At 72.2% G+C, this 17,335-nt stretch carries 18 protein-coding genes; 9 read left to right on the forward strand and 9 right to left on the reverse strand.

All coding sequences use genetic code 11. The annotated features are described in order from the left end of the window. Positions 1-8 precede the first annotated feature (8 nt). The 3 genes from SMD20_RS34455 to SMD20_RS34465 all read left to right on the forward strand — a co-directional run bounded on the left by SMD20_RS34455 (position 9) and on the right by SMD20_RS34465 (position 2,844). Positions 9-707 (forward strand): response regulator transcription factor, encoded by a 699-nt coding sequence (locus SMD20_RS34455; RefSeq protein ID WP_329589323.1) that lies wholly within the window; start codon positions 9-11, stop codon positions 705-707. A gap of 29 nt (positions 708-736) precedes the next feature. Continuing rightward, positions 737-2,119, forward strand: a complete 1,383-nt coding sequence (locus tag SMD20_RS34460; RefSeq protein WP_329589325.1) for a sensor histidine kinase — start codon at positions 737-739, stop codon at positions 2,117-2,119. Positions 2,120-2,184: 65 nt separating this feature from the next. Continuing rightward, positions 2,185-2,844, forward strand: a complete 660-nt coding sequence (locus tag SMD20_RS34465; protein ID WP_329592775.1) for a response regulator transcription factor — start codon at positions 2,185-2,187, stop codon at positions 2,842-2,844. A gap of 17 nt (positions 2,845-2,861) precedes the next feature. Here the strand turns inward: SMD20_RS34465 and SMD20_RS34470 are convergent, their stop codons facing one another. Next, complete coding sequence (locus SMD20_RS34470; RefSeq protein ID WP_329589327.1) at positions 2,862-3,584, reverse strand: GntR family transcriptional regulator; 723 nt, start codon at positions 3,582-3,584, stop codon at positions 2,862-2,864. A 4-nt stretch (positions 3,585-3,588) separates the two neighbouring features. Beyond that, on the reverse strand, positions 3,589-4,140 hold the full coding sequence (locus SMD20_RS34475) for a GntR family transcriptional regulator (RefSeq protein WP_329589329.1): 552 nt from the start codon (positions 4,138-4,140) through the stop codon (positions 3,589-3,591). Positions 4,141-4,309: 169 nt separating this feature from the next. Here SMD20_RS34475 and SMD20_RS34480 point away from each other — a divergent pair, with 169 nt between their 5' ends. The 4 genes from SMD20_RS34480 to SMD20_RS34495 are packed head-to-tail and all read left to right on the forward strand — an operon-like array spanning position 4,310 to position 8,306. Then, entirely contained in the window at positions 4,310-4,609 is a 300-nt protein-coding gene (locus tag SMD20_RS34480) for a hypothetical protein (protein WP_329589332.1), read from the forward strand. After that, positions 4,606-4,827 carry a hypothetical protein gene (locus tag SMD20_RS34485; RefSeq protein WP_329589334.1) on the forward strand — a complete coding sequence of 74 codons (222 nt, stop codon included), beginning with the start codon at positions 4,606-4,608 and terminating at the stop codon, positions 4,825-4,827. The genes SMD20_RS34480 and SMD20_RS34485 overlap by 4 nt, the downstream gene beginning before the upstream one ends. A 30-nt stretch (positions 4,828-4,857) precedes the next feature. Next, a complete protein-coding gene (locus SMD20_RS34490; RefSeq protein ID WP_329589336.1) occupies positions 4,858-6,672 on the forward strand; it encodes an ABC transporter in 1,815 nt (604 codons plus the stop codon). Next, positions 6,669-8,306, forward strand: a complete 1,638-nt coding sequence (locus SMD20_RS34495) for a YfjP family GTPase (protein WP_329589338.1) — start codon at positions 6,669-6,671, stop codon at positions 8,304-8,306. Before SMD20_RS34490 ends, SMD20_RS34495 begins: the two co-directional genes overlap by 4 nt. A gap of 10 nt (positions 8,307-8,316) precedes the next feature. On the opposite strand, the gene SMD20_RS34500 is transcribed toward SMD20_RS34495, so the two are convergent. The 4 genes from SMD20_RS34500 to tdh all read right to left on the reverse strand — a co-directional run bounded on the left by SMD20_RS34500 (position 8,317) and on the right by tdh (position 11,920). Continuing rightward, positions 8,317-8,718 carry a hypothetical protein gene (locus SMD20_RS34500; RefSeq protein ID WP_329589340.1) on the reverse strand — a complete coding sequence of 134 codons (402 nt, stop codon included), beginning with the start codon at positions 8,716-8,718 and terminating at the stop codon, positions 8,317-8,319. 69 nt (positions 8,719-8,787) lie between these two features. Beyond that, positions 8,788-9,708 (reverse strand): LysR family transcriptional regulator, encoded by a 921-nt coding sequence (locus SMD20_RS34505; protein ID WP_329589342.1) that lies wholly within the window; start codon positions 9,706-9,708, stop codon positions 8,788-8,790. Positions 9,709-9,722: 14 nt separating this feature from the next. After that, positions 9,723-10,892 carry a glycine C-acetyltransferase gene (locus SMD20_RS34510; protein ID WP_329589344.1) on the reverse strand — a complete coding sequence of 390 codons (1,170 nt, stop codon included), beginning with the start codon at positions 10,890-10,892 and terminating at the stop codon, positions 9,723-9,725. Next, positions 10,892-11,920, reverse strand: coding sequence for an L-threonine 3-dehydrogenase (gene tdh / locus SMD20_RS34515; protein ID WP_329589346.1), 1,029 nt, complete (start codon positions 11,918-11,920; stop codon positions 10,892-10,894). Before tdh ends, SMD20_RS34510 begins: the two co-directional genes overlap by 1 nt. A gap of 162 nt (positions 11,921-12,082) precedes the next feature. Between tdh and SMD20_RS34520 the strand changes: the two genes are divergently transcribed. Together SMD20_RS34520 and SMD20_RS34525 are read left to right on the forward strand one after the other, a co-directional pair. Beyond that, positions 12,083-13,222 carry an ROK family transcriptional regulator gene (locus SMD20_RS34520; protein ID WP_329589348.1) on the forward strand — a complete coding sequence of 380 codons (1,140 nt, stop codon included), beginning with the start codon at positions 12,083-12,085 and terminating at the stop codon, positions 13,220-13,222. Positions 13,223-13,290: 68 nt separating this feature from the next. Next, entirely contained in the window at positions 13,291-14,460 is a 1,170-nt protein-coding gene (locus tag SMD20_RS34525; protein ID WP_329589350.1) for a Gfo/Idh/MocA family protein, read from the forward strand. Positions 14,461-14,509: 49 nt separating this feature from the next. On the opposite strand, the gene SMD20_RS34530 is transcribed toward SMD20_RS34525, so the two are convergent. Genes SMD20_RS34530 through SMD20_RS34540 form a run of 3 tightly spaced genes read right to left on the reverse strand, consistent with a single transcriptional unit; the run spans position 14,510 to position 17,290 of the window. After that, a complete protein-coding gene (locus SMD20_RS34530; RefSeq protein ID WP_329589353.1) occupies positions 14,510-15,586 on the reverse strand; it encodes an SPFH domain-containing protein in 1,077 nt (358 codons plus the stop codon). A gap of 2 nt (positions 15,587-15,588) precedes the next feature. Next, positions 15,589-16,020 carry an NfeD family protein gene (locus tag SMD20_RS34535; RefSeq protein WP_329589355.1) on the reverse strand — a complete coding sequence of 144 codons (432 nt, stop codon included), beginning with the start codon at positions 16,018-16,020 and terminating at the stop codon, positions 15,589-15,591. Between the two features lie 55 nt (positions 16,021-16,075). After that, positions 16,076-17,290: a L,D-transpeptidase gene (locus SMD20_RS34540; RefSeq protein ID WP_329589356.1), complete on the reverse strand. Its 1,215-nt coding sequence runs from the start codon at positions 17,288-17,290 to the stop codon at positions 16,076-16,078. Between the last annotated feature and the right edge of the window lie 45 nt (positions 17,291-17,335).

Genomic DNA, 17,335 nt, shown 5'->3' on the forward strand with positions numbered 1-17,335 from the left:
GCATCCTTATGGTGATGGAATCACGCCTGCTGATCGTCGAGGACGACCCCAACATCCTCGAACTCCTCGCCGCGAGCCTCAGGTTCGCGGGTTTCGACGTGACCACGGCGAAGAGCGGCGTCGACGCCGTGGCGGCCGTGCAACGACACCGCCCCGATCTCGTCGTGCTCGACGTCATGCTGCCCGACCTGGACGGTTTCGAGATCGTCAGGCGGCTGCGCGGCGGCGGGCTGCACACGCCGGTGGTGTTCCTGACCGCCCGTGACGAGACCGAGGACAAGATCCGCGGCCTCACGATCGGCGGCGACGACTACGTGACCAAGCCGTTCAGCCTGGAGGAGGTGATCGCGCGCATCCACGCGGTGCTCCGCCGTACCAGTGGCGAGCAGCCGGCCGCGCCGCCGCGGCTGACGTTCGCCGACATCGAGCTGGACGAGGAGAGCCACGAGGTGTGGCGCGGGGGCACCGCCGTGCCGCTGTCGCCGACCGAGTTCAAGCTGCTGCGCTACTTCATGACGAACGCCGGGCGCGTCCTGTCCAAGCCGCAGATCCTCGACCACGTCTGGGACTACGACTTCCGCGGCGAGGTGGGCATCGTCGAGTCGTACGTGTCCGTACTCCGCCGCAAGATCGACAACCGGAGCCCCCGCCTCATCCACACCCTGCGGGGCGTGGGATACGTGCTGCGCCTGCCCCCGAGCTCCTGATGACCCGGCTGCCGCTGAGGATCAAGCTGATGGCGTCCATGCTGGCGCTGCTCGGCTTCGGCATGGTCTTCATCGGCCTGGTCAGCGTGTCGGTGCTGCACGGCTACCTCATCGACCGCGTGGACGGGCAGCTCACGCTGCTCAGCGAGCGCATGCACAAGAAGATCGTCAACGACCGGCGCAACGACAGGGAGACCCCCGACCGGCCGATCCTCATCGAGTCGGACGCGATCGTCCTGGTCAGGGAGCCCGGCGGCGACTTCGTACCGATGCTGACCGACCGCGACGTGGACGCCAAGCCCAAGCCCCTCCTCGCCAGCGCGCCCGGCCAGGACGCCTACACCACCCGCGCCACCGTCGGCGACGGCGAATGGCGGGTGCTGGAGCGGCAGGTGCGGCGCACCACGCTCGTCGTCGCCGTGGACCTGGAGGAGGTCGACGCGATCACCAGGCGGCTCGTGCTCATCGAGCTGCTGGGCGGCGGCGGCAGCCTGCTCATCCTCGCCGTCGTGGGCGTCGCCATCGTCCGGCGCAGCATGCGCCCGCTCGCCCAGATCGAGCGCACCGCCGAGGCCATCGCCGGCGGCGAACTGGGCCGCCGGGTCCCCGACGCCGACCCCCGTACCGAGGTGGGCAGCCTGGCGAGGTCGCTCAACGGCATGCTCGCCCAGATCGAGGCCGCCTTCGCCGCCCGCTCGGCCTCCGAGGAGGCCGCCCGGCGCTCCGAGGACCGTATGCGCCAGTTCGTCGGCGACGCCTCCCACGAGCTGCGCACCCCGCTCACCTCCATCCGCGGCTTCGCCGAGTACGCCCGCCAGAACCCCGGCGCCGACCCCGTCGAGCTCATGCAGCGCGTGGAGAAGGCGGCCGGCCGGATGAGCCTGCTGGTGGACGACCTGCTCCTGCTGGCCAGGGTGGACCAGCAGCGGCCGCTGCGGATGCGCCCCGTGGACATGCTGGCGCTGGCCGCCGACGCCGTGCAGGACGCCCGGATCATCGCACCCGACCGTACGATCAAGCTCGACGTCGTCGGCGGCGCGGCCCTGATCGTCTCCGGCGACGAGGTACGCCTGCGCCAGGTGGTCAGCAACCTCGTCACCAACGCCATCGTCCATACCGAGCCCGCCTCACCGATCATCGTCCGCGTCGGCGCCGGCGGCGAGCAGGTCTTCCTGGAGGTCGCCGACCAGGGCCCAGGACTCACCCCCGAGCAGGTCGAGCACGTCTTCGAACGCTTCTACCGGGCCGACAGCGCCCGCGCCCGCCGCCGCTCGACCGAGGAACGGGGCAGCGGGCTCGGCCTCGCCATCGTCCAGGCGCTCGTACGGGCCCACGGCGGCGAGGTCACCGTGACCAGCACCGTCGAGGACGGCTCCACGTTCCGGGTCGAACTCCCACTAGCTTTGGAGTGACCGTTCAGCTAACCCTCAGGTCGTTTTGTCACTGTAAGTAGGTGACGAAACCCGAGGCGCTGATCATGGTGGTGGACGACGAACCCAGCATCAGGGACCTGCTCTCCGCCAGCCTGCGCTTCTCCGGGTTCGAGGTCCTGACCGCCGCCGACGGGCAGGAGGCCGTCGAGGTGGCCGAACGCGCCTCGCCCGACCTCGTGGTGCTCGACGTGATGCTCCCCGACCTCGACGGCCTGGAGGTCGCCAAGCGCATCGACGCGCCCGTGCTCTTCCTCACCGCCCGCGACGCCACCGAGGACAAGATCGCGGGCCTGCGGGTGGGCGACGACTACGTGACCAAGCCGTTCAGCCTGGAGGAGGTGCAGGCCCGCATCAGGGCGGTGCTCCGGCGCACCCGCGTCGAGGGCGCGCCCGCCACCCGGCTCAAGGTCGCCGACCTGGAGCTGGACGAGGACTCCCGCGAGGTCTGGCGCGGCGGCCGGTCGGTGCGCCTGTCGCCGACCGAGTTCAAGCTGCTGCACTACTTCATGGTCAACGCCGGGCGGGTGCTGTCGAAGGCGCAGATCCTCGACCACGTCTGGAACTACGACTTCGGCGGCGACGCCGGGGTGGTCGAGTCGTACGTGTCCTATCTGCGGCGCAAGGTGGACGACGTCGAGCCCCGGCTCATCCACACCCTGCGCAGCGTCGGCTACGTGCTCCGGGAACCGCCGCCTTCCCCCTGACGGTCCGGGGCGTCGGGTCAGCCCTCCGCAGGTTGGTCACGGTACGACAGCTCGTAAAGATGGCCGCCCTTGATCAGGATCGAGACCTCGACCGGCCGTCCCGAGTCGCTGTAGACCACCCGGAACTGCCGGAAGACGGGCACGTCGGCAGGCAGGTCCAGACCCTCGGCCTCGTCGACGGTCGGTTGCCGTACCGAGATGCGGTCCTCGAAACGCCGCTCGGGGAAGCCGAGGTCCGCGAGTGCCTGCGGCGCGCCGCCCTGGATCTTCTTTCGGCTGCTCAAGGGGCTGTTGGCGGCGATGTCGAGCGGATAGTACGACCACGACAGCTCGACCGGCTCGCCGTCGTGCAGCAGCAGGCGGTGGCGCAGGACGACGTTCTCGCCGTCAGGTGTCGCGAGTGCCGTCGCTACGTCGTACGGCGGCGGCGTCTCGCTCACCTCAAGCAGTTCATAGCTATAGCCACCCGTGGTCGGCGGCTTGTAGGCGGTGGCCTCGACGACGAACTGCCGGCGTTCTCGTACGAACACGCCCTTGCCTGCATGACCACGGACGAAACCCTCGTCCTTCAGGGACTGGAGGGCGCGTTGGATCGTCGCGTTCGCCGCCTCGAACCGGCCGACCAACTGCGGCGTCGAAGGCAACTGCTCACCTGGCCGCAGCGCGCCGGACATGATCTCGGCTCGCAGCTCTGCAGCGATCTGCTGATGACGAGGACGTGGGTCGGGCCGCCTTGCCAAGCTGTCACGTCTCCTTGCCGATGGTCATCTCGTAGCGCAGCTCACGTCCGTCGGCGACCATCGTCATCACGCTGGCCTCGTACGGTGTCCCGGCGCTCGTACGCGACACCCTCGTGAGGACCAGGACCCAGTCCTGCGGGCGGAGGCCGAGCGCGGCCTGCTCGGGCTCCGTCGAGGGGCGGGCGGTGACCCGCTCCTCGACCTTGTGCGGCCGATAGCCGAGCTCAGCCAGCATGGTGACGGCTCCGCCAGGGATCTTGCGGGCCTCGGCGAGCCTCGTGCCGCCCGCGATTCCGACGGGATAGTAGGAGTCGGCCAGTTCCGTCGGCCGCCCGTCCAGCAGCACCAGCCTCCGCCGGACGATCGCGGTGTCCCCGGGGCCGAGGCGCAGGGCGTCGGCCACCGCCTGCGGCGGCCGGATCTCTTCCACGTCGCGTAGCTGGTTCGTCCCGACATGGCCGTGCGCCTCCGCCTCAGCTGTCCAGGCGTCCGGGTCGCCGGGGCGGCGAGGCCGCAGGTAAGGGGCGGAGATGTCGGCCCAGCCCGTGTCCGACATGAGGTCCTCCATTCAAGGCTCCATCGGCATGCCACCGTACCGCTTCCGTATGGCGGAGCTCCGAGCAAAGGTTATCGCGTTTTCGTTGCTGCCTTTCGTGAATGGCATTAAGGTTCAGATGGCTCGCCCCTCACCCTGCGGCCCCATATGGCATGAGGAGCGATCTGGCATGGAGCAAAACGCCCACTCGGGCGGAGAGGACACGCAGACCGAGCTTCTGCGGGACTGGGCGGACCGGCAGCTCTCGACGCTGCGTCACACGTACCCGTCTTGGGAGATCGAGCGCGAGCAGGACGAGCTCGGGCAGGTGTGGTGGACGGCCAGGCTGGTTCCGGTCTTCACCGCCGCCCTGGCGAACGCCGGGGTGAGGCCGGTCGTTCAGGAGCCGGACGCCATCGCGCTGGCGGGGGCGCTCGCCTGGCAGACCGCTCTGCTGCACAACGCACGCTCTCGTACCCGCCCGCTGTGAGCGACTTCAAGTGGGAGCCGCACGTACCCCGATGCCCGCAACTGCGGATCCGGCACACGTCCTGCTGTGGGGAGTATGAGCTGGCGTCCGAGGGCGGTCTGTATTTCGTCCTGCGCCCGACGGCGGACGGCGGACACGAGGCGACGGCCAGGCGGCTGTTCGCCGAGGCGGTGCAGGTGTACGTCCACCTTGCCTTCCAGCATCGTTGCGACCGCTGAATCTGCCCCCTCGTGGGTAGCGTGAGGCGTATGGATCTGCTGGGCGCGTTGGAGGCGTTGCGCCGGCCGCTGGACCGCGAGCTGTTCCCGCTGGCGATCGGCGAGGCGGCGGCGGACCGGCGTGCGCTGCGCGAGCTGACCGGGCAGCTCGACGACTACCTGCTGCCGCGGTTGCGGGCGATCGACGCGCCGCTGCTGGCCGTCGTCGGCGGCTCCACCGGGGCGGGCAAGTCCACGCTGGTCAACTCGCTGGTCGGCGCGGACGTGGCCGAGCCGGGCGTGCTGCGGCCCACCACGTTGACCCCCACGCTCGTGGTCAACCCCGCCGACCGGCCCTGGTTCATGGGCCAGAACGTGCTCCCGGGGCTGTCCCGCGCCACCGGCGAGGGTCCCGGCGCGCTGCGCGTGGTGACCTCCGACGCGGTCGGGGCCGGGCTGGCGCTGCTCGACGCGCCCGACATCGACTCCGTCGTCACCGCCAACCGGGAGCTGGCCGCGCAGCTTCTCGCCGCCGCCGATCTGTGGCTGTTCGTGACGACCGCCGCCCGGTACGCCGACGAGGTGCCGTGGAGCTTCCTGCGTTCGGCGCGCGAACGGAGCACGGCGCTCGCCGTGGTGCTCGACCGGGTGTCGCGGGAGGCCGTCGAGCCGGTAGCCCGCGACCTCAACCGGCTGCTCGACGAGAACGGGCTCGACGGCACCCGCCTGTTCACCGTCCCCGAGGCGGCCCTGCCGGACGAGAAGGCGCGCCTGCCCGAGGAGTACGTACGCCCCATCTCCGCCTGGCTCAACGGCCTGGCCGAGGACGCCGCCGAGCGCGCCCGCGTCGTACGCCAGACGCTCTCCGGCGCGCTGGACAGCCTGGAGACCCGGGTGCCCGCCCTGGCCACGGCGGTCGCCAGGCAGCAGTCGGGCTTCGACGGGCTGCGCGCGATCGTCTCGAACGCGTACGCGGGCGGCCTCGCCGACTTCGACGGCGGCATGCGTGACGGCTCGCTGCTGCGCGGCGAGGTGCTGGCCCGCTGGCAGGACTTCATCGGCACCGGCGACCTCATGCGTACGCTGGAGAGCCGCGTCGGCTGGCTGCGCGACCGCATCGTGGGCTTCTTCACCGGGCGGATGCCGGAGACGCAGCTCAAGGAGGCGCTGGAGAGCGGCGTCGAGTCGCTGATCAGGGGCGCCGCCGACGGGTCCGCCGAGCGGGCGCTGGAGGGCTGGTCCGCGGCGCCCGGCGGCGCGGGGCTGCTCGACCGGCTCGGGGCCGTCGAGTCGGCCCGGCTCGGGCGGGCCTCGCCCGACCTCGGCAGGCGGGCGGAGGCGGCGGTGCGCGGCTGGCAGGAGTTCGTGCTCGACCTGGTACGCGACGAGGGCGCCGAGCGGCGCACCGCGGCCAGGGTGGCCTCGTTCGGGGTGAACGGGGCGGGGTTGCTGCTCATGCTGGGGGTGTTCGCGTCCACGGGCGGGCTGACCGGTATCGAGGTGGGGATCGCGGGCGGCACGAGCGTGCTGTCGCAGAAGGTGCTGGAGGCCGTCTTCGGCGACCAGGCGGTCCGTACGCTGACCGTCACGGCCCGCGAGGACCTGCGCGAACGGGTCCGCGTCCTGCTGGCGGAGGAGGCGGCCCGCTTCGACGCGCTCCTGGAGTCCGCCGAACCGCCGAAGGGCACGGCCGAGCAGCTCGACGAGGCTCTTGCCGAGATCCGTTCCCAGCGGGCGCGGCGCGCCGACCTGCCGGCGCCGGCCGCGCTGCCGGCCGTGGAGGCCGCGCCGCCTCCGGAGGCGTGGCAGTCCGCCGCCACCATGGAGCTGCCGGTCCAGCCGCGGGCCGAGGAGGAGGGCCGGTGAAGCTGCTGCGGCGCAAGGAGGGGCCGTCCCTGGACACGCGGGTGAGCGCGCTGCTGGAGGCGGCCACGCTCGGCGAGGGCCGGCTGCCGGAGGAGGCGGTGACCGCCGCGCGGGCCGTCGCCGAGCGGGCGGGAGCGCGCGCCGGCCTGTCCCTCGACCACACCGTGGCCGCGCTGGCCGGGGCCACCGGCAGCGGCAAGTCGTCCCTCTACAACGCGCTGGCGGGGGAGGAGCTGGCGGTGGTCGGCGTCACCCGGCCCACGACCTCGACCGCGCAGGCGGCGCTCTGGGACGGCGAGGGCGCGGGCCCGCTGCTCGACTGGCTGGACGTCCCGCACCGCCATTCCGCCGCGGACGCGGACGGGTCCGGGCTCGTCCTGCTGGACCTGCCCGACCACGACTCCATCCGGCTCTCCCACCGGCTGGAGGTGGACCGCCTGGTCGAGCTGGTCGATCTGCTGGTGTGGGTGGTGGATCCGCAGAAGTACGCCGACGCGGCGCTGCACGAGCGCTATCTGCGGCCACTGGCCGGGCACGGGGACGTGATGCTGGTGGTGCTCAACCAGGTCGACCGGCTGCCGCCGCAGGCCGTCGAACGCTGCGTCGGCGACCTGCGGCGGCTCCTGGAGGGCGACGGGCTGGCGGACGTCCCGGTGCTGGCCGTCTCGGCGCGCACCGGTGAAGGGATGGCCGGGCTCCGGGAGGTGCTGGGCGAGCGGGTCGCGGCCCGTGCGTCGTGGGCGGCCCGCCTGGGCGCCGACGTCGCCGCGGCCGCCGCCCACCTGGGCGAGGGCGACGTCCCGACATCCGGGGAGCTGGAGAAGGGGCTGGACAAGGGGCTCAGGGCGGCGCTCGCGCGGGCCGCGGGCGTGCCGCTGGTGGTGGAGGCCGTGGCCAAGGGGCACCGGCACCGGGCGGTGGTGGCGACCGGGTGGCCGGTCACCCGCTGGCTGCGGCGCTTCCGCCCCGACCCGCTGCGCCGGCTCCGCCTGGGGATGACGACGGCCCAGAACACGCGCCCCCAGCTCCCCGCACCAGGGGACGCGGAGATCGTCGGGCGGACCTCGGTGCCGGGCGCGTCCGCCGTTCAGCGGGCGCAGGTCGACACCGCGCTCAGGGACGTCGGCGAGACCGCCGCCACCGGCCTGCCCGGCCCCTGGGCGGCGGCGGTGCGCCACGCGGCCCGCTCCCACGCCGCTGAGCTGATGGACGCGGTGGACCGGGCGATCGCCACGACCTCGCTCGACGCGACCCGCCGCCCCCGCTGGTGGAGCGCGGTGAACGCGCTGCAATGGCTGGTGTTCGCCGCCATGCTGGCGGGCGCGCTCTGGCTGGGGGTGCTGTTCGGGATGGACTACCTGCGCCTGCCCCAGCCGCCGCTCCCCACCGCCGGGCCCATCCCGTGGCCGACGGTGCTGCTGGCGGGCGGGGCGCTGGCGGGGGTGCTCGTCGCGCTGCTGTCCCGGCTGCTGGCCTGGCTGGGTGGCCGCCGCCGCGCCCGCCGTACGGGGAAGGCGTTGCGGACGGCCATCGCCGAGGTGAGCGATCAGCTCGTGCTGGAGCCCGTACGTGCGGAGCTGGACCGGCACGCCCGCTTCACCGAGGCGCTCCGCCTGGCCCGGGCCGAGGTGTGAGACGCCGGGATCAGCCGCAGTGCTCCCAGTCGCTCTCCCACCACGTGCTGCCGTACGTGCCGCCCCACTTGACGCACTTGCCGGCCGCGCTGACCTTGACCGGCCCGGCGTAGTAGCGGTAGTTGTCCGCGTCCACCTTGCCCTCCCCGCCGTACGGCCAGATCACGGCACGCACGTACGTGGTGTTGCCCGCCGCGCCCGTCTTCCACGTCACCACGCAGTTGGTGGAGCCGTTGTAGAGCAGGTACGTGACGGCGCTGGAGCCGAAGGCGTGGCTGTCGATGACGTGGTAGCTGCCGCCGCCGCACGCGCCGATGGGCGTGGACGCCGCGGCGGCCGGGCCGCTCAGGGTCACTGACGCGGCGAGGGCGGCCGCGAGGCCGAGCGAGAGGGTCGCGCTCCGCTTGATCATGCGCACTCGGGATTCCTTAGATGTGATCCGATGTGAAGATCAACCATAAGGCACCAATGCGCTGATAAATCAGGATGTATCGGGCGGGGTGCCGCCGATCGAGGACGCCACCTCACGCAACGCCGCCAGCACCGGCCGCACGACCGGATGCGAGTCGGCCCCCCGGCGTACGGCCGCGAAGACGCGCCGCTCGGCCGCCCCCTGAGTACGCCGGACGACCACGCCGTCTGTCGCCATGTCCCGCAGCGCCAGCCGGGGCACCAGCGCCACCCCGGCCCCCGCCCCGACCAGCGCCACCACGGCGCGGAAGTCGTCGGAGCAGTGGGCGACGTTGGGCGTGAAGCCCGCCTGCTGACAGGCGAACGTGATCACGTCGTGCACCGGATTGCCCGGATAGGGCCCGATCCACCGCTCGGCGGCCAGCGACACCAGCGTGGCCGAGTCCGCCAGCGGATGGCCGCGCGGCAGCACCAGGTCGAACGGCTCGGCGTACAGCGGCAGCCGGGACAGCCGCCCGTCGGCGGCGTCGGGCGCACCGCGGTACTCGACCGCGACGGCGAGATCGGCCGCCGAGTCCAGCAGCATGGCGAGCCCCTGGTCGCCCTCGGCGTCGAGCACCCGCACCTGGATGCCGGGCGCGCTCGCGCGCAGCGCCGCGATCGCGGGGGAGAGCACGGCGCTGATCGCCGTGGCGAAGCAGGCGACGGTGACCTCGCCGGCCTCGCCCGCGGTGTACGCGGCCACGTCGGCACGGGCCCGTTCGAGCTGGGCCAGCACCTCGTTGGCGTGCCCGAGCATGATCCGGCCGACCGCGGTGAGCCGCACGCCGCGCCCGTCGCGGGTGAACAGCCGGTGCCCCACCTCGTGCTCCAGCGCCACGAGCTGCTGCGACACGGCCGACGGCGTGAGGTGCAGCGCGGCCGCCGCGGCGGTGACCGTGCCGTGGTCGGCCACGGCACGGAGCGTGCGCAGCCGCCGCGTGTCTATCACGCAGGTGAGGATACTCAGCTGCGTGCGCGTACGAAGGCGTCCACCGCCCGGTCGACGTCCTCCTCGCGGTGCGCGGCCGAGAGCTGCACCCGGATCCGCGCCTGCCCGTGCGGCACCACCGGGTACGAGAACCCGACGACGTAGATCCCGAGGTCGAGCAGGCGCTCGGCCATCGCGCCCGCCTCGGCCGCGTCGCCGATCATGACCGGCACGATCGGGTGGTCGCCGGGCAGGATGTCGAAGCCGGCCTCGGTCATCTTCGCGCGGAAGCGGGCGGTGTTGGCGCGCAGCCGCTCGCGGGCCTCGCTGGTGGTCTCCAGCAGGTCGAGGATGCGCAGCGAGGCGGCCGCGATGACGGGCGCGAGCGAGTTGGAGAACAGGTAGGGGCGCGAGCGCTGGCGCAGCAGCGCGCAGATCTCCGCGCGGGCCGCGACGTAGCCGCCGCTGGCCCCGCCGAGCGCCTTGCCGAGCGTGCCGGTGATGATGTCCACGCGGTCGGTGACGCCGTGCAGCTCCGGCGTGCCGCGGCCGGTGGGGCCGACGAAGCCGACGGCGTGCGAGTCGTCCACCATGACCATGGCGTCGTAGCGGTCGGCGAGGTCGCAGATCTCGCGCAGCGGGGCGACGTAGCCGTCCATGGAGAAGACGCCGTCGGTGACGATGAGCCGCCGCCGCGCCTCCGACGCCTCCTTCAGCCGGGCCTCCAGCTCGGCCATGTCGCGGTTGGCGTAGCGCAGGCGCTGGGCCTTCGACAGGCGGATGCCGTCGATGATGCTGGCGTGGTTGAGCGCGTCGGAGATGACCGCGTCCTGGGCGTCGAGCAGCGTCTCGAAGACGCCGCCGTTGGCGTCGAAGCACGAGCTGTAGAGGACGGTGTCCTCCATGCCGAGGAAGTCCGACAGCCGGGACTCCAGCTCCTTGTGCACCTCCTGGGTGCCGCAGATGAAGCGTACGGAGGCCATGCCGAACCCCCACCGGTCCAGCGCCTCCTTGGCCGCCGCGACCACCTCGGGGTGGTCGGCGAGGCCCAGGTAGTTGTTGGCGCAGAAGTTGAGCACCTCGCGCCCGGCCACGCCGACCTCGGCGCTCTGCGGGGTGGTGATCACCCGCTCGGGCTTGAGCAGCCCGGCCTCGGCGATCTCGTCGAGGGTCGCCCGCAGCTGCCCGCGCACGTTGGTGAACATCAAGCGCTCCAATCCAGAATGACCTTGCCGGTACGCCCGCCGGCCGCGGTGTCGAAGGCCGCGTCGAAGTCGCGGTAGTCGAACCTGTGGGTGATGACGGGGGAGAGGTCGAGCCCCTTCTCCAGCAGGACGGACATGTTGTACCAGGTCTCGAACATCTCCCTGCCGTAGATCCCCTTGATGGTGATCATGGAGGTGACGACCGTGGCCCAGTCGATCGCGAACTCCTCGGCGGGCAGCCCGAGCATGGCGATCCTGCCGCCGTGCGTCATGTGCGCGATCATCTCGCGCACCGCCGCCGGGTTCCCGGACATCTCCAGCCCGACGTCGAAGCCCTCGCGCATCTGGAGCCGGCGCATGCCCTCCTCGATGGAGGTGCGGGAGACGTTGAGCGCGAGCGAGACCCCGAGCTTGGTGGCCAGGTCGAGGCGCTCGTCGCTGACGTCGGTGATCATCACGTTGCGCGCGCCGACGTGGGTGGCGACGGCCGCCGCCATCAGGCCGATCGGGCCGGCGCCGGTGATCAGGACGTCCTCGCCGACCAGGGGGAAGGAGAGCGCGGTGTGCACGGCGTTGCCGAACGGGTCGAAGATGGCGGCGATGTCGGGGTGGACCGGGGTGCGGTGCACCCACACGTTGGTGGCGGGGAGGGTGACGTACTCGGCGAACGCGCCGTCCCTGTTGACCCCGAGGCCGATCGTGTTGCGGCACAGGTGGCGGCGGCCGGCCATGCAGTTGCGGCATTTGCCGCAGACCAGGTGGCCCTCGCCGCTGACGAGGTCGCCGACGGCGACGTCCTCGACGCCGGGCGCCACCTCGACCACGTGACCGGAGAACTCGTGCCCGGCGACGAGGGGCAGCTTCAGTGTGTGCCTGGCCCAGTCGTCGTACTTGCGGATGTGCAGGTCGGTGCCGCAGATGCCGGTGCGCAGCACCCGGATCTTCACCTCGCCGGGCCCCACCTCCGGCTCCGGGACGTCCACCAGCCACAGACCGGGCTCGGCCTTCTCCTTGACCAGCGCTTTCATGGCCCTCTCTCCCCCTAGGTCGAACCTAACGCACTGTGCCCGGTCCACTCGTGAGGTGTCCATCGAGGACTTCTTAAGTGCCCCCACAGCTCAGCTTCACGCCGGCCCGCGAGCAGGCAGAATTACGCAAGAGGCTTGAAGATGACTCGATGGGGAGGTCACGTGCGACAGCGGAGCGGCGACGCCTCCCTCCTGCGCAGGCTCAACTCGGCGGCGATCCTGCGCGTGCTGCGCGAGGTGGACGTCGCCACGCTGTCGGAGCTGGCCAGGGCCGTCCGGGTGTCACGGCCGACGGCCGAGGTCATCGTGGACGAGCTGATCGCCGAGGGCTGGGCCGAGGAGTGGACGGAGGACCAGGGCGACCGGCAGCGGGGGCGGCCGGCCCGGCGGTTCAGGTTCCGTGCGGCGGCCGGGCACGTGCTCGGCGTCTCCATCGGCGGCTCCAGCCTGCGGGCCATGGTGGCCGACCTCGCGGGCACGGTGACGGCCTCCGGCTGCGTGCCCGGCCACCGGCACCTGAGCGCGGCCGAGCGGCTGGACGCGGCGACCGCGCTGGCCGCCGAGACCGCCGGCCGGGCGGGCCTGGCCCTGGAGAGCCTGGCCGCCGCCGGCGTCGGCACCACCGGCACCGTGGACGCGGCGGGCCGGGTGGTCAAGAGCGTCGCGCTGGACGACTGGACGGGGCTCGACCTGCGCGGCGAGCTGGCCCGCAGGCTGCCCGTCCCCGTGCTGGTGGACAACGACATGCGCCTCGCGGTGCTGGCCGAGCACTGGCGCGGCGCGGCGCGGGGCCGCTCCGACGTGGTCTACCTGTTCACCGGCGACCGCATCGGCATGGGCCTGCTGGTCGGCGGCCGGCCGCACCGGGGCGCGCACGCGGCCGGGGGAGAGATCGGCTCCCAGCCCAACGACAACTGGACGGCGTTCCGGCACGTCATCGACTACGCGATGGCGGCCGAGCCGGGGGAGCTGCGCTCGATGCGGCAGAGCGCCGACCTCGCGATCGGCCGGGCCCGCGCGGGCGAGGAGCAGGCCGCGACGGCCGTACGCGAGCTGGCCCGCGGGCTGGCGGCGGGCCTGGTCACTGTGGTCAACCCGCTCGACCCCGAGATGGTGGTCATCGGCGGCGCGCTGGCCTCGGCCGGCGACCTGCTGGTGGAGCCGGTGCGTGAGGTCTTCGAGCGCCATTGCCTCTATCCGCCCGAGGTCGTGGCCTCGGCGCTGGGCGACGACGGCATCGTGGTCGGCGCGGTCCGCCTGGCCCTCGACCATGCCGACCAGCATCTTTTCGCGCGGGATTAAAGCTAGTTGTTTTCATAATTGACCGCTAGCCTGCAGGTCACGCAACGCTCGAACGTGGAAGGACTCGTGTGAAGGACCTGCGCATCGGAGTCATCGGTCTCGGCCTGCGGACGAGCCTCGCGCTGCACGCGCACCGTCCCGGCGGCGGGTCGGTCGTGGCCGCGCTCTGCGACTCCGACCCCGCGGTGCTCAAGAGCCAGTCGGCCCGCTTCGAGGCGGACCTCCTCGCCGAGGACTACCGCGAGCTCCTCGACCGGCCCGACCTCGACGCCGTCATCGTCAACACCCCCGACGACACCCACGAGCGCATCGCCATCGACTGCCTGGAGGCCGGCAAGGCCGTCTACCTGGAGAAGCCGATGGCGATCACCGTGGAGGGCTGCGACGCCGTCCTGCGCGCCGCCCGCCGCACCGGCACCCGCCTGTACGTCGGCCACAACATGCGCCACATGGGCGTGGTCCGGCTCATGCGCGACATCATCCGCAAGGGCGTCATCGGCGAGCCCAAGACCGTGTGGGTGCGGCACTTCGTCGGCTACGGCGGCGACTACTACTTCAAGGACTGGCACGCCGACCGCACCCGCACCACCGGCCTGCTGCTGCAGAAGGCGGCGCACGACCTCGACGTGATCCACTGGCTGGCCGGCGGCTACACCACCCGGGTCAACGCGCTCGGCGACCTCATGGTCTACGGCGACCTGCCGCGCCGCGCCCCCGGCACCCCGCGCCCGGACGACTGGCTGCGCACGTACGCGTGGCCGCCCACCGCCCGCCGCGACCTGCACCACGTCGTGGACGTCGAGGACGTCTCCGTCATGAACATGCGCCTGGACAACGGCGTCATCGCCGCCTACCAGCAGTGCCACTTCTCGCCCGACTACGTGCGCAACTACACCGTCATCGGCACCGAGGGGCGGCTGGAGAACTTCGGCGACGGTCCTGGCGACACGGTCAAGGTCTGGAACACCGGGCCGACCGGCTACCGGGACGACTGCGACATCGCGTACAAGGTGCCGCTGGCCGAAGGGTCGCACGGCGGCGCGGACGCCGAGATCATCGCCGAGTTCCGCAGGTTCGTCCAGGAGGGCGGGGCCACCGACACCTCGCCGGTGGCGGCCCGGATGAGCGTGGCGGCCGGCTACATGGCGACGATGTCGCTGCGTGACGGCGGCATGCCGTACGACGTGCCGCCGCTCGATCCGGATCTGGCCGCCTATTTCGCGGGCGGGCAGGCGTGAACCACGACGGCCCGGCCCCGCGAGGGGACCGGGCCGGTGCGCCAGGGGCTCAGCGCTCGGCCTCCTTGGGCTGCGGGTCGAGGTCGGGGAAGGGAGACGGCTCCTTGAGTGCCTGGGTGAGCTGGCGCGGGCCCTTGGGGTCGGTCTCCTGGGCGTCGGCGACGGCCTCGGCCGCGGCCTCCGCCGCGCGGGCGGCGTCCTCCTCGGCCGCCGAGCTCTCCGGCGCCTCCTCCTCGCGGGTGGCCGCCGAGCGCGGCAGCGCCTCGGTGAACGCCTTCGACACGCCCGTCAGCGCCGAGGTGACCTCGCTCGGGATCACCCAGAACGTGTTGCCCTGCCCCTGGGCGAGCTGCGGCAGCACCTGGAGGTACTGGTAGGCGAGCAGCTTGGGGTCGGGGTCGTTGCGGTGGACGGCCTGGAAGACCTGGTCGATGGCCCGCGACTGGCCCTCGGCCTCCAGGATCGCCGCGGCCCTGGAGCCCTCGGCACGCAGGATGCGGCTCTGCTTGTCGCCCTCGGCCGTGAGGATCTGCGACTGGCGCTGGCCCTCGGCGGTCAGGATCGCGGCCCGCTTGTCGCGCTCGGCCCGCATCTGCTTCTCCATCGCGTCCTTGATGGTCTTGGGCGGGTCGATCGCCTTGATCTCGACGCGGTTGACGCGGATGCCCCACTTGCCGGTGGCCTCGTCGAGCACGCCGCGCAGCTGGCTGTTGATGGTGTCGCGCGAGGTCAGCGTCTTCTCCAGGTCCATCGAGCCGACGACGTTGCGCAGCGTGGTGACGGTGAGCTGCTCGACGGCCTGGATGTAGTTGGCGATCTCGTACGCCGCCGCCCGCGGGTCGGTGACCTGGAAGTAGAGCACCGTGTCGATCTCGACGACCAGGTTGTCCTCGGTGATGACCGGCTGCGGGCGGAACGAGACGACCTGCTCACGCAGATCGATCATGGCGTAGACGCGGTCGATGTACGGGATGACGAAGTTGAGCCCGGGTTTGAGCGTGCGGTGGTATCGGCCGAGCCGCTCGACGTTGCGGGCCCGGGCCTGCGGCACGATCCGCACGGCCTTGAGCACGGTGAAGACGACGAACAGGATGACGAAGATGCCGACCATCAAGAGCGGATCCATGCCTACTCCCGGGGATATACGAGGGCGGTCGCGCCCTCGATCTCGATGATGTCTACGGTCGCGCCCGCGGGGATCACGAGTGTCTCGTCGTAGGCACGCGCCGACCACTCCTCGCCCCCGACACGGATCCGCCCCTCACGCCCGGTGACCTCCGAGACCGTGTAGGCAGGCTTGCCGACGAGGGCTTCCACGCCGAACCGCTGGAGCTGCGGCTGCTTGACGTGCCGCAGGGCGAGCGGCCTGACGACCAGGAGGCCGGCTGCGGAGGCGGCGGCGAAGAATATTAACTGCAGCGGAACGGGCAGGCCGATGGCGGCGGTCGCGGCGGTCAGGAGGGCTGCCGCGCCGAGCAGCCCGAGAGCCGCCGTGAAGGTGAAAAGCTCCGCCACGCCGAGGACGACGGCGAGGATTACCCAGATGACCCAATCATCCATGTCCGGCCCTCCTGTAAGAACAACGGGCCCATGCCGCGGGTGGTTCCCCCCTCTTCTAACCTAGCCCCGGAGTCAACCCCGATGGCACCCTCTCACCTGCGGAGTCGGCGGCCCGCAGGGCGCTCCCCTGGATCCACCTCTCCCAGGTGAGCTGCCAGAAACCCCACCCGTTGTCCCACGCGAGCTCGCGGCGGGTGCCGGTGATCGTGACGGGATCGCCGCGCAGCGCGCTCGCGTAGAACCAGGCGGCCTGGTCGGGGCGGGCGTTGACGCAGCCGTGGCTGACGTTGCGGCGGCCCTGGGCCCACACGTTGTCCTTGGCGTGGATGTACTCGCCGCTGTCGGAGATGCGTACGGCGTGCTCGATGAGCAGGTCGTAGTAGCCGGGATCGCCCTCCTCGCGGCCGGGGGAGATCATGCGGACCGGGTCGCCCTTGTCCATGGTGAGGTGCACGCCGCTGGTCGTGGTGTATTCGCGGGTGGTGGCCATGCCGGCGCTGATCGCCATGCGCTGGGCGGTGCGGCCGTCGCGCTCGACGGTCATCCGGTGGGTGCGGGTGTCGACCACGCTGGTCTGGGCGCGGCCGACGGTGAAGGCGAAGGTGGAGTCGACGGCGCCGTGGACGCCGTCGGCCGCGCGCACCCCGGCCAGGTGCGCGGTGACGGTGACCCGCTGCCGGGGCGTCCAGAAGCGGCGCGTGCGGTAGATGACGCGGGTGTCGCCGGCCCAGCGCCAGGCGCCCTCGGCGGGATGCCCGGACCTGACCTCCAGCGCCCGCTCGACGGCCGCCTTGTCCTCGATCGGGCGGTCGAAGTCGAGGATGACCGGCATGCCGACGCCGACCGTCTCGCCGGGCAGCGGCGCGGTGGCGGCGAGGCCGAAGGTCTCCTGGGCGGGACGGGTGCGGAAGTGCCCGGCCAGCACGGTGGCGGGGCCGCCCGGTGAGGTGGCGGTGGCGGCCACGGTGTATTCGGCGCCTGGCTTCAGCGTCCAGTCCGAGCGCCAGACGCGGCGCTCGGCGTCGAGCCGGCCGGGCACCGGCTCGCCGCCGGTGAGCGCCGCCACCTGGCTCAGCGTGCCGCCCGTCGCCCTGATCACCAGGCCGCGGCCTGGCCGGGCGCGGACGCTGTCGAGAGCCGGCGCGATCCGCACGACCGGCGGGGTGGCGGGCGTCTCCGCGGTGACCGGGCCGCAGCCGCACGTCACGGACACCACCGCCATGGCACAAACCAGGAGGAAGGCGACACGAAGCATCGCGGCACGCCGCATGAGAGGTGACTCCTGCTGTCCGGGAGAAGGGGTCCTCCCAGATTA

It is taken from the genome of Nonomuraea sp. LP-02, from assembly GCF_036289125.1.
GTDB lineage: Bacteria > Actinomycetota > Actinomycetes > Streptosporangiales > Streptosporangiaceae > Nonomuraea > Nonomuraea bangladeshensis.

What these genes read in the sequence shown, in the direction of transcription:
- SMD20_RS34490 (WP_329589336.1), top strand. Translation starts at nt 4,858, where the DNA reads ATGGATCTGCTGGGCGCGTTGGAGGCGTTGCGCCGGCCGCTGGACCGC.
- SMD20_RS34540 (WP_329589356.1), bottom strand. Translation starts at nt 17,290, where the DNA reads ATGCGGCGTGCCGCGATGCTTCGTGTCGCCTTCCTCCTGGTTTGTGCC.
- tdh (WP_329589346.1), bottom strand. Translation starts at nt 11,920, where the DNA reads ATGAAAGCGCTGGTCAAGGAGAAGGCCGAGCCCGGTCTGTGGCTGGTG.
- SMD20_RS34500 (WP_329589340.1), bottom strand. Translation starts at nt 8,718, where the DNA reads ATGATCAAGCGGAGCGCGACCCTCTCGCTCGGCCTCGCGGCCGCCCTC.
- SMD20_RS34480 (WP_329589332.1), top strand. Translation starts at nt 4,310, where the DNA reads ATGGAGCAAAACGCCCACTCGGGCGGAGAGGACACGCAGACCGAGCTT.
- SMD20_RS34455 (WP_329589323.1), top strand. Translation starts at nt 9, where the DNA reads ATGGTGATGGAATCACGCCTGCTGATCGTCGAGGACGACCCCAACATC.
- SMD20_RS34460 (WP_329589325.1), top strand. Translation starts at nt 737, where the DNA reads ATGGCGTCCATGCTGGCGCTGCTCGGCTTCGGCATGGTCTTCATCGGC.
- SMD20_RS34510 (WP_329589344.1), bottom strand. Translation starts at nt 10,892, where the DNA reads ATGTTCACCAACGTGCGCGGGCAGCTGCGGGCGACCCTCGACGAGATC.
- SMD20_RS34535 (WP_329589355.1), bottom strand. Translation starts at nt 16,020, where the DNA reads ATGGATGATTGGGTCATCTGGGTAATCCTCGCCGTCGTCCTCGGCGTG.
- SMD20_RS34530 (WP_329589353.1), bottom strand. Translation starts at nt 15,586, where the DNA reads ATGGATCCGCTCTTGATGGTCGGCATCTTCGTCATCCTGTTCGTCGTC.
- SMD20_RS34475 (WP_329589329.1), bottom strand. Translation starts at nt 4,140, where the DNA reads ATGTCGGACACGGGCTGGGCCGACATCTCCGCCCCTTACCTGCGGCCT.
- SMD20_RS34465 (WP_329592775.1), top strand. Translation starts at nt 2,185, where the DNA reads ATGGTGGTGGACGACGAACCCAGCATCAGGGACCTGCTCTCCGCCAGC.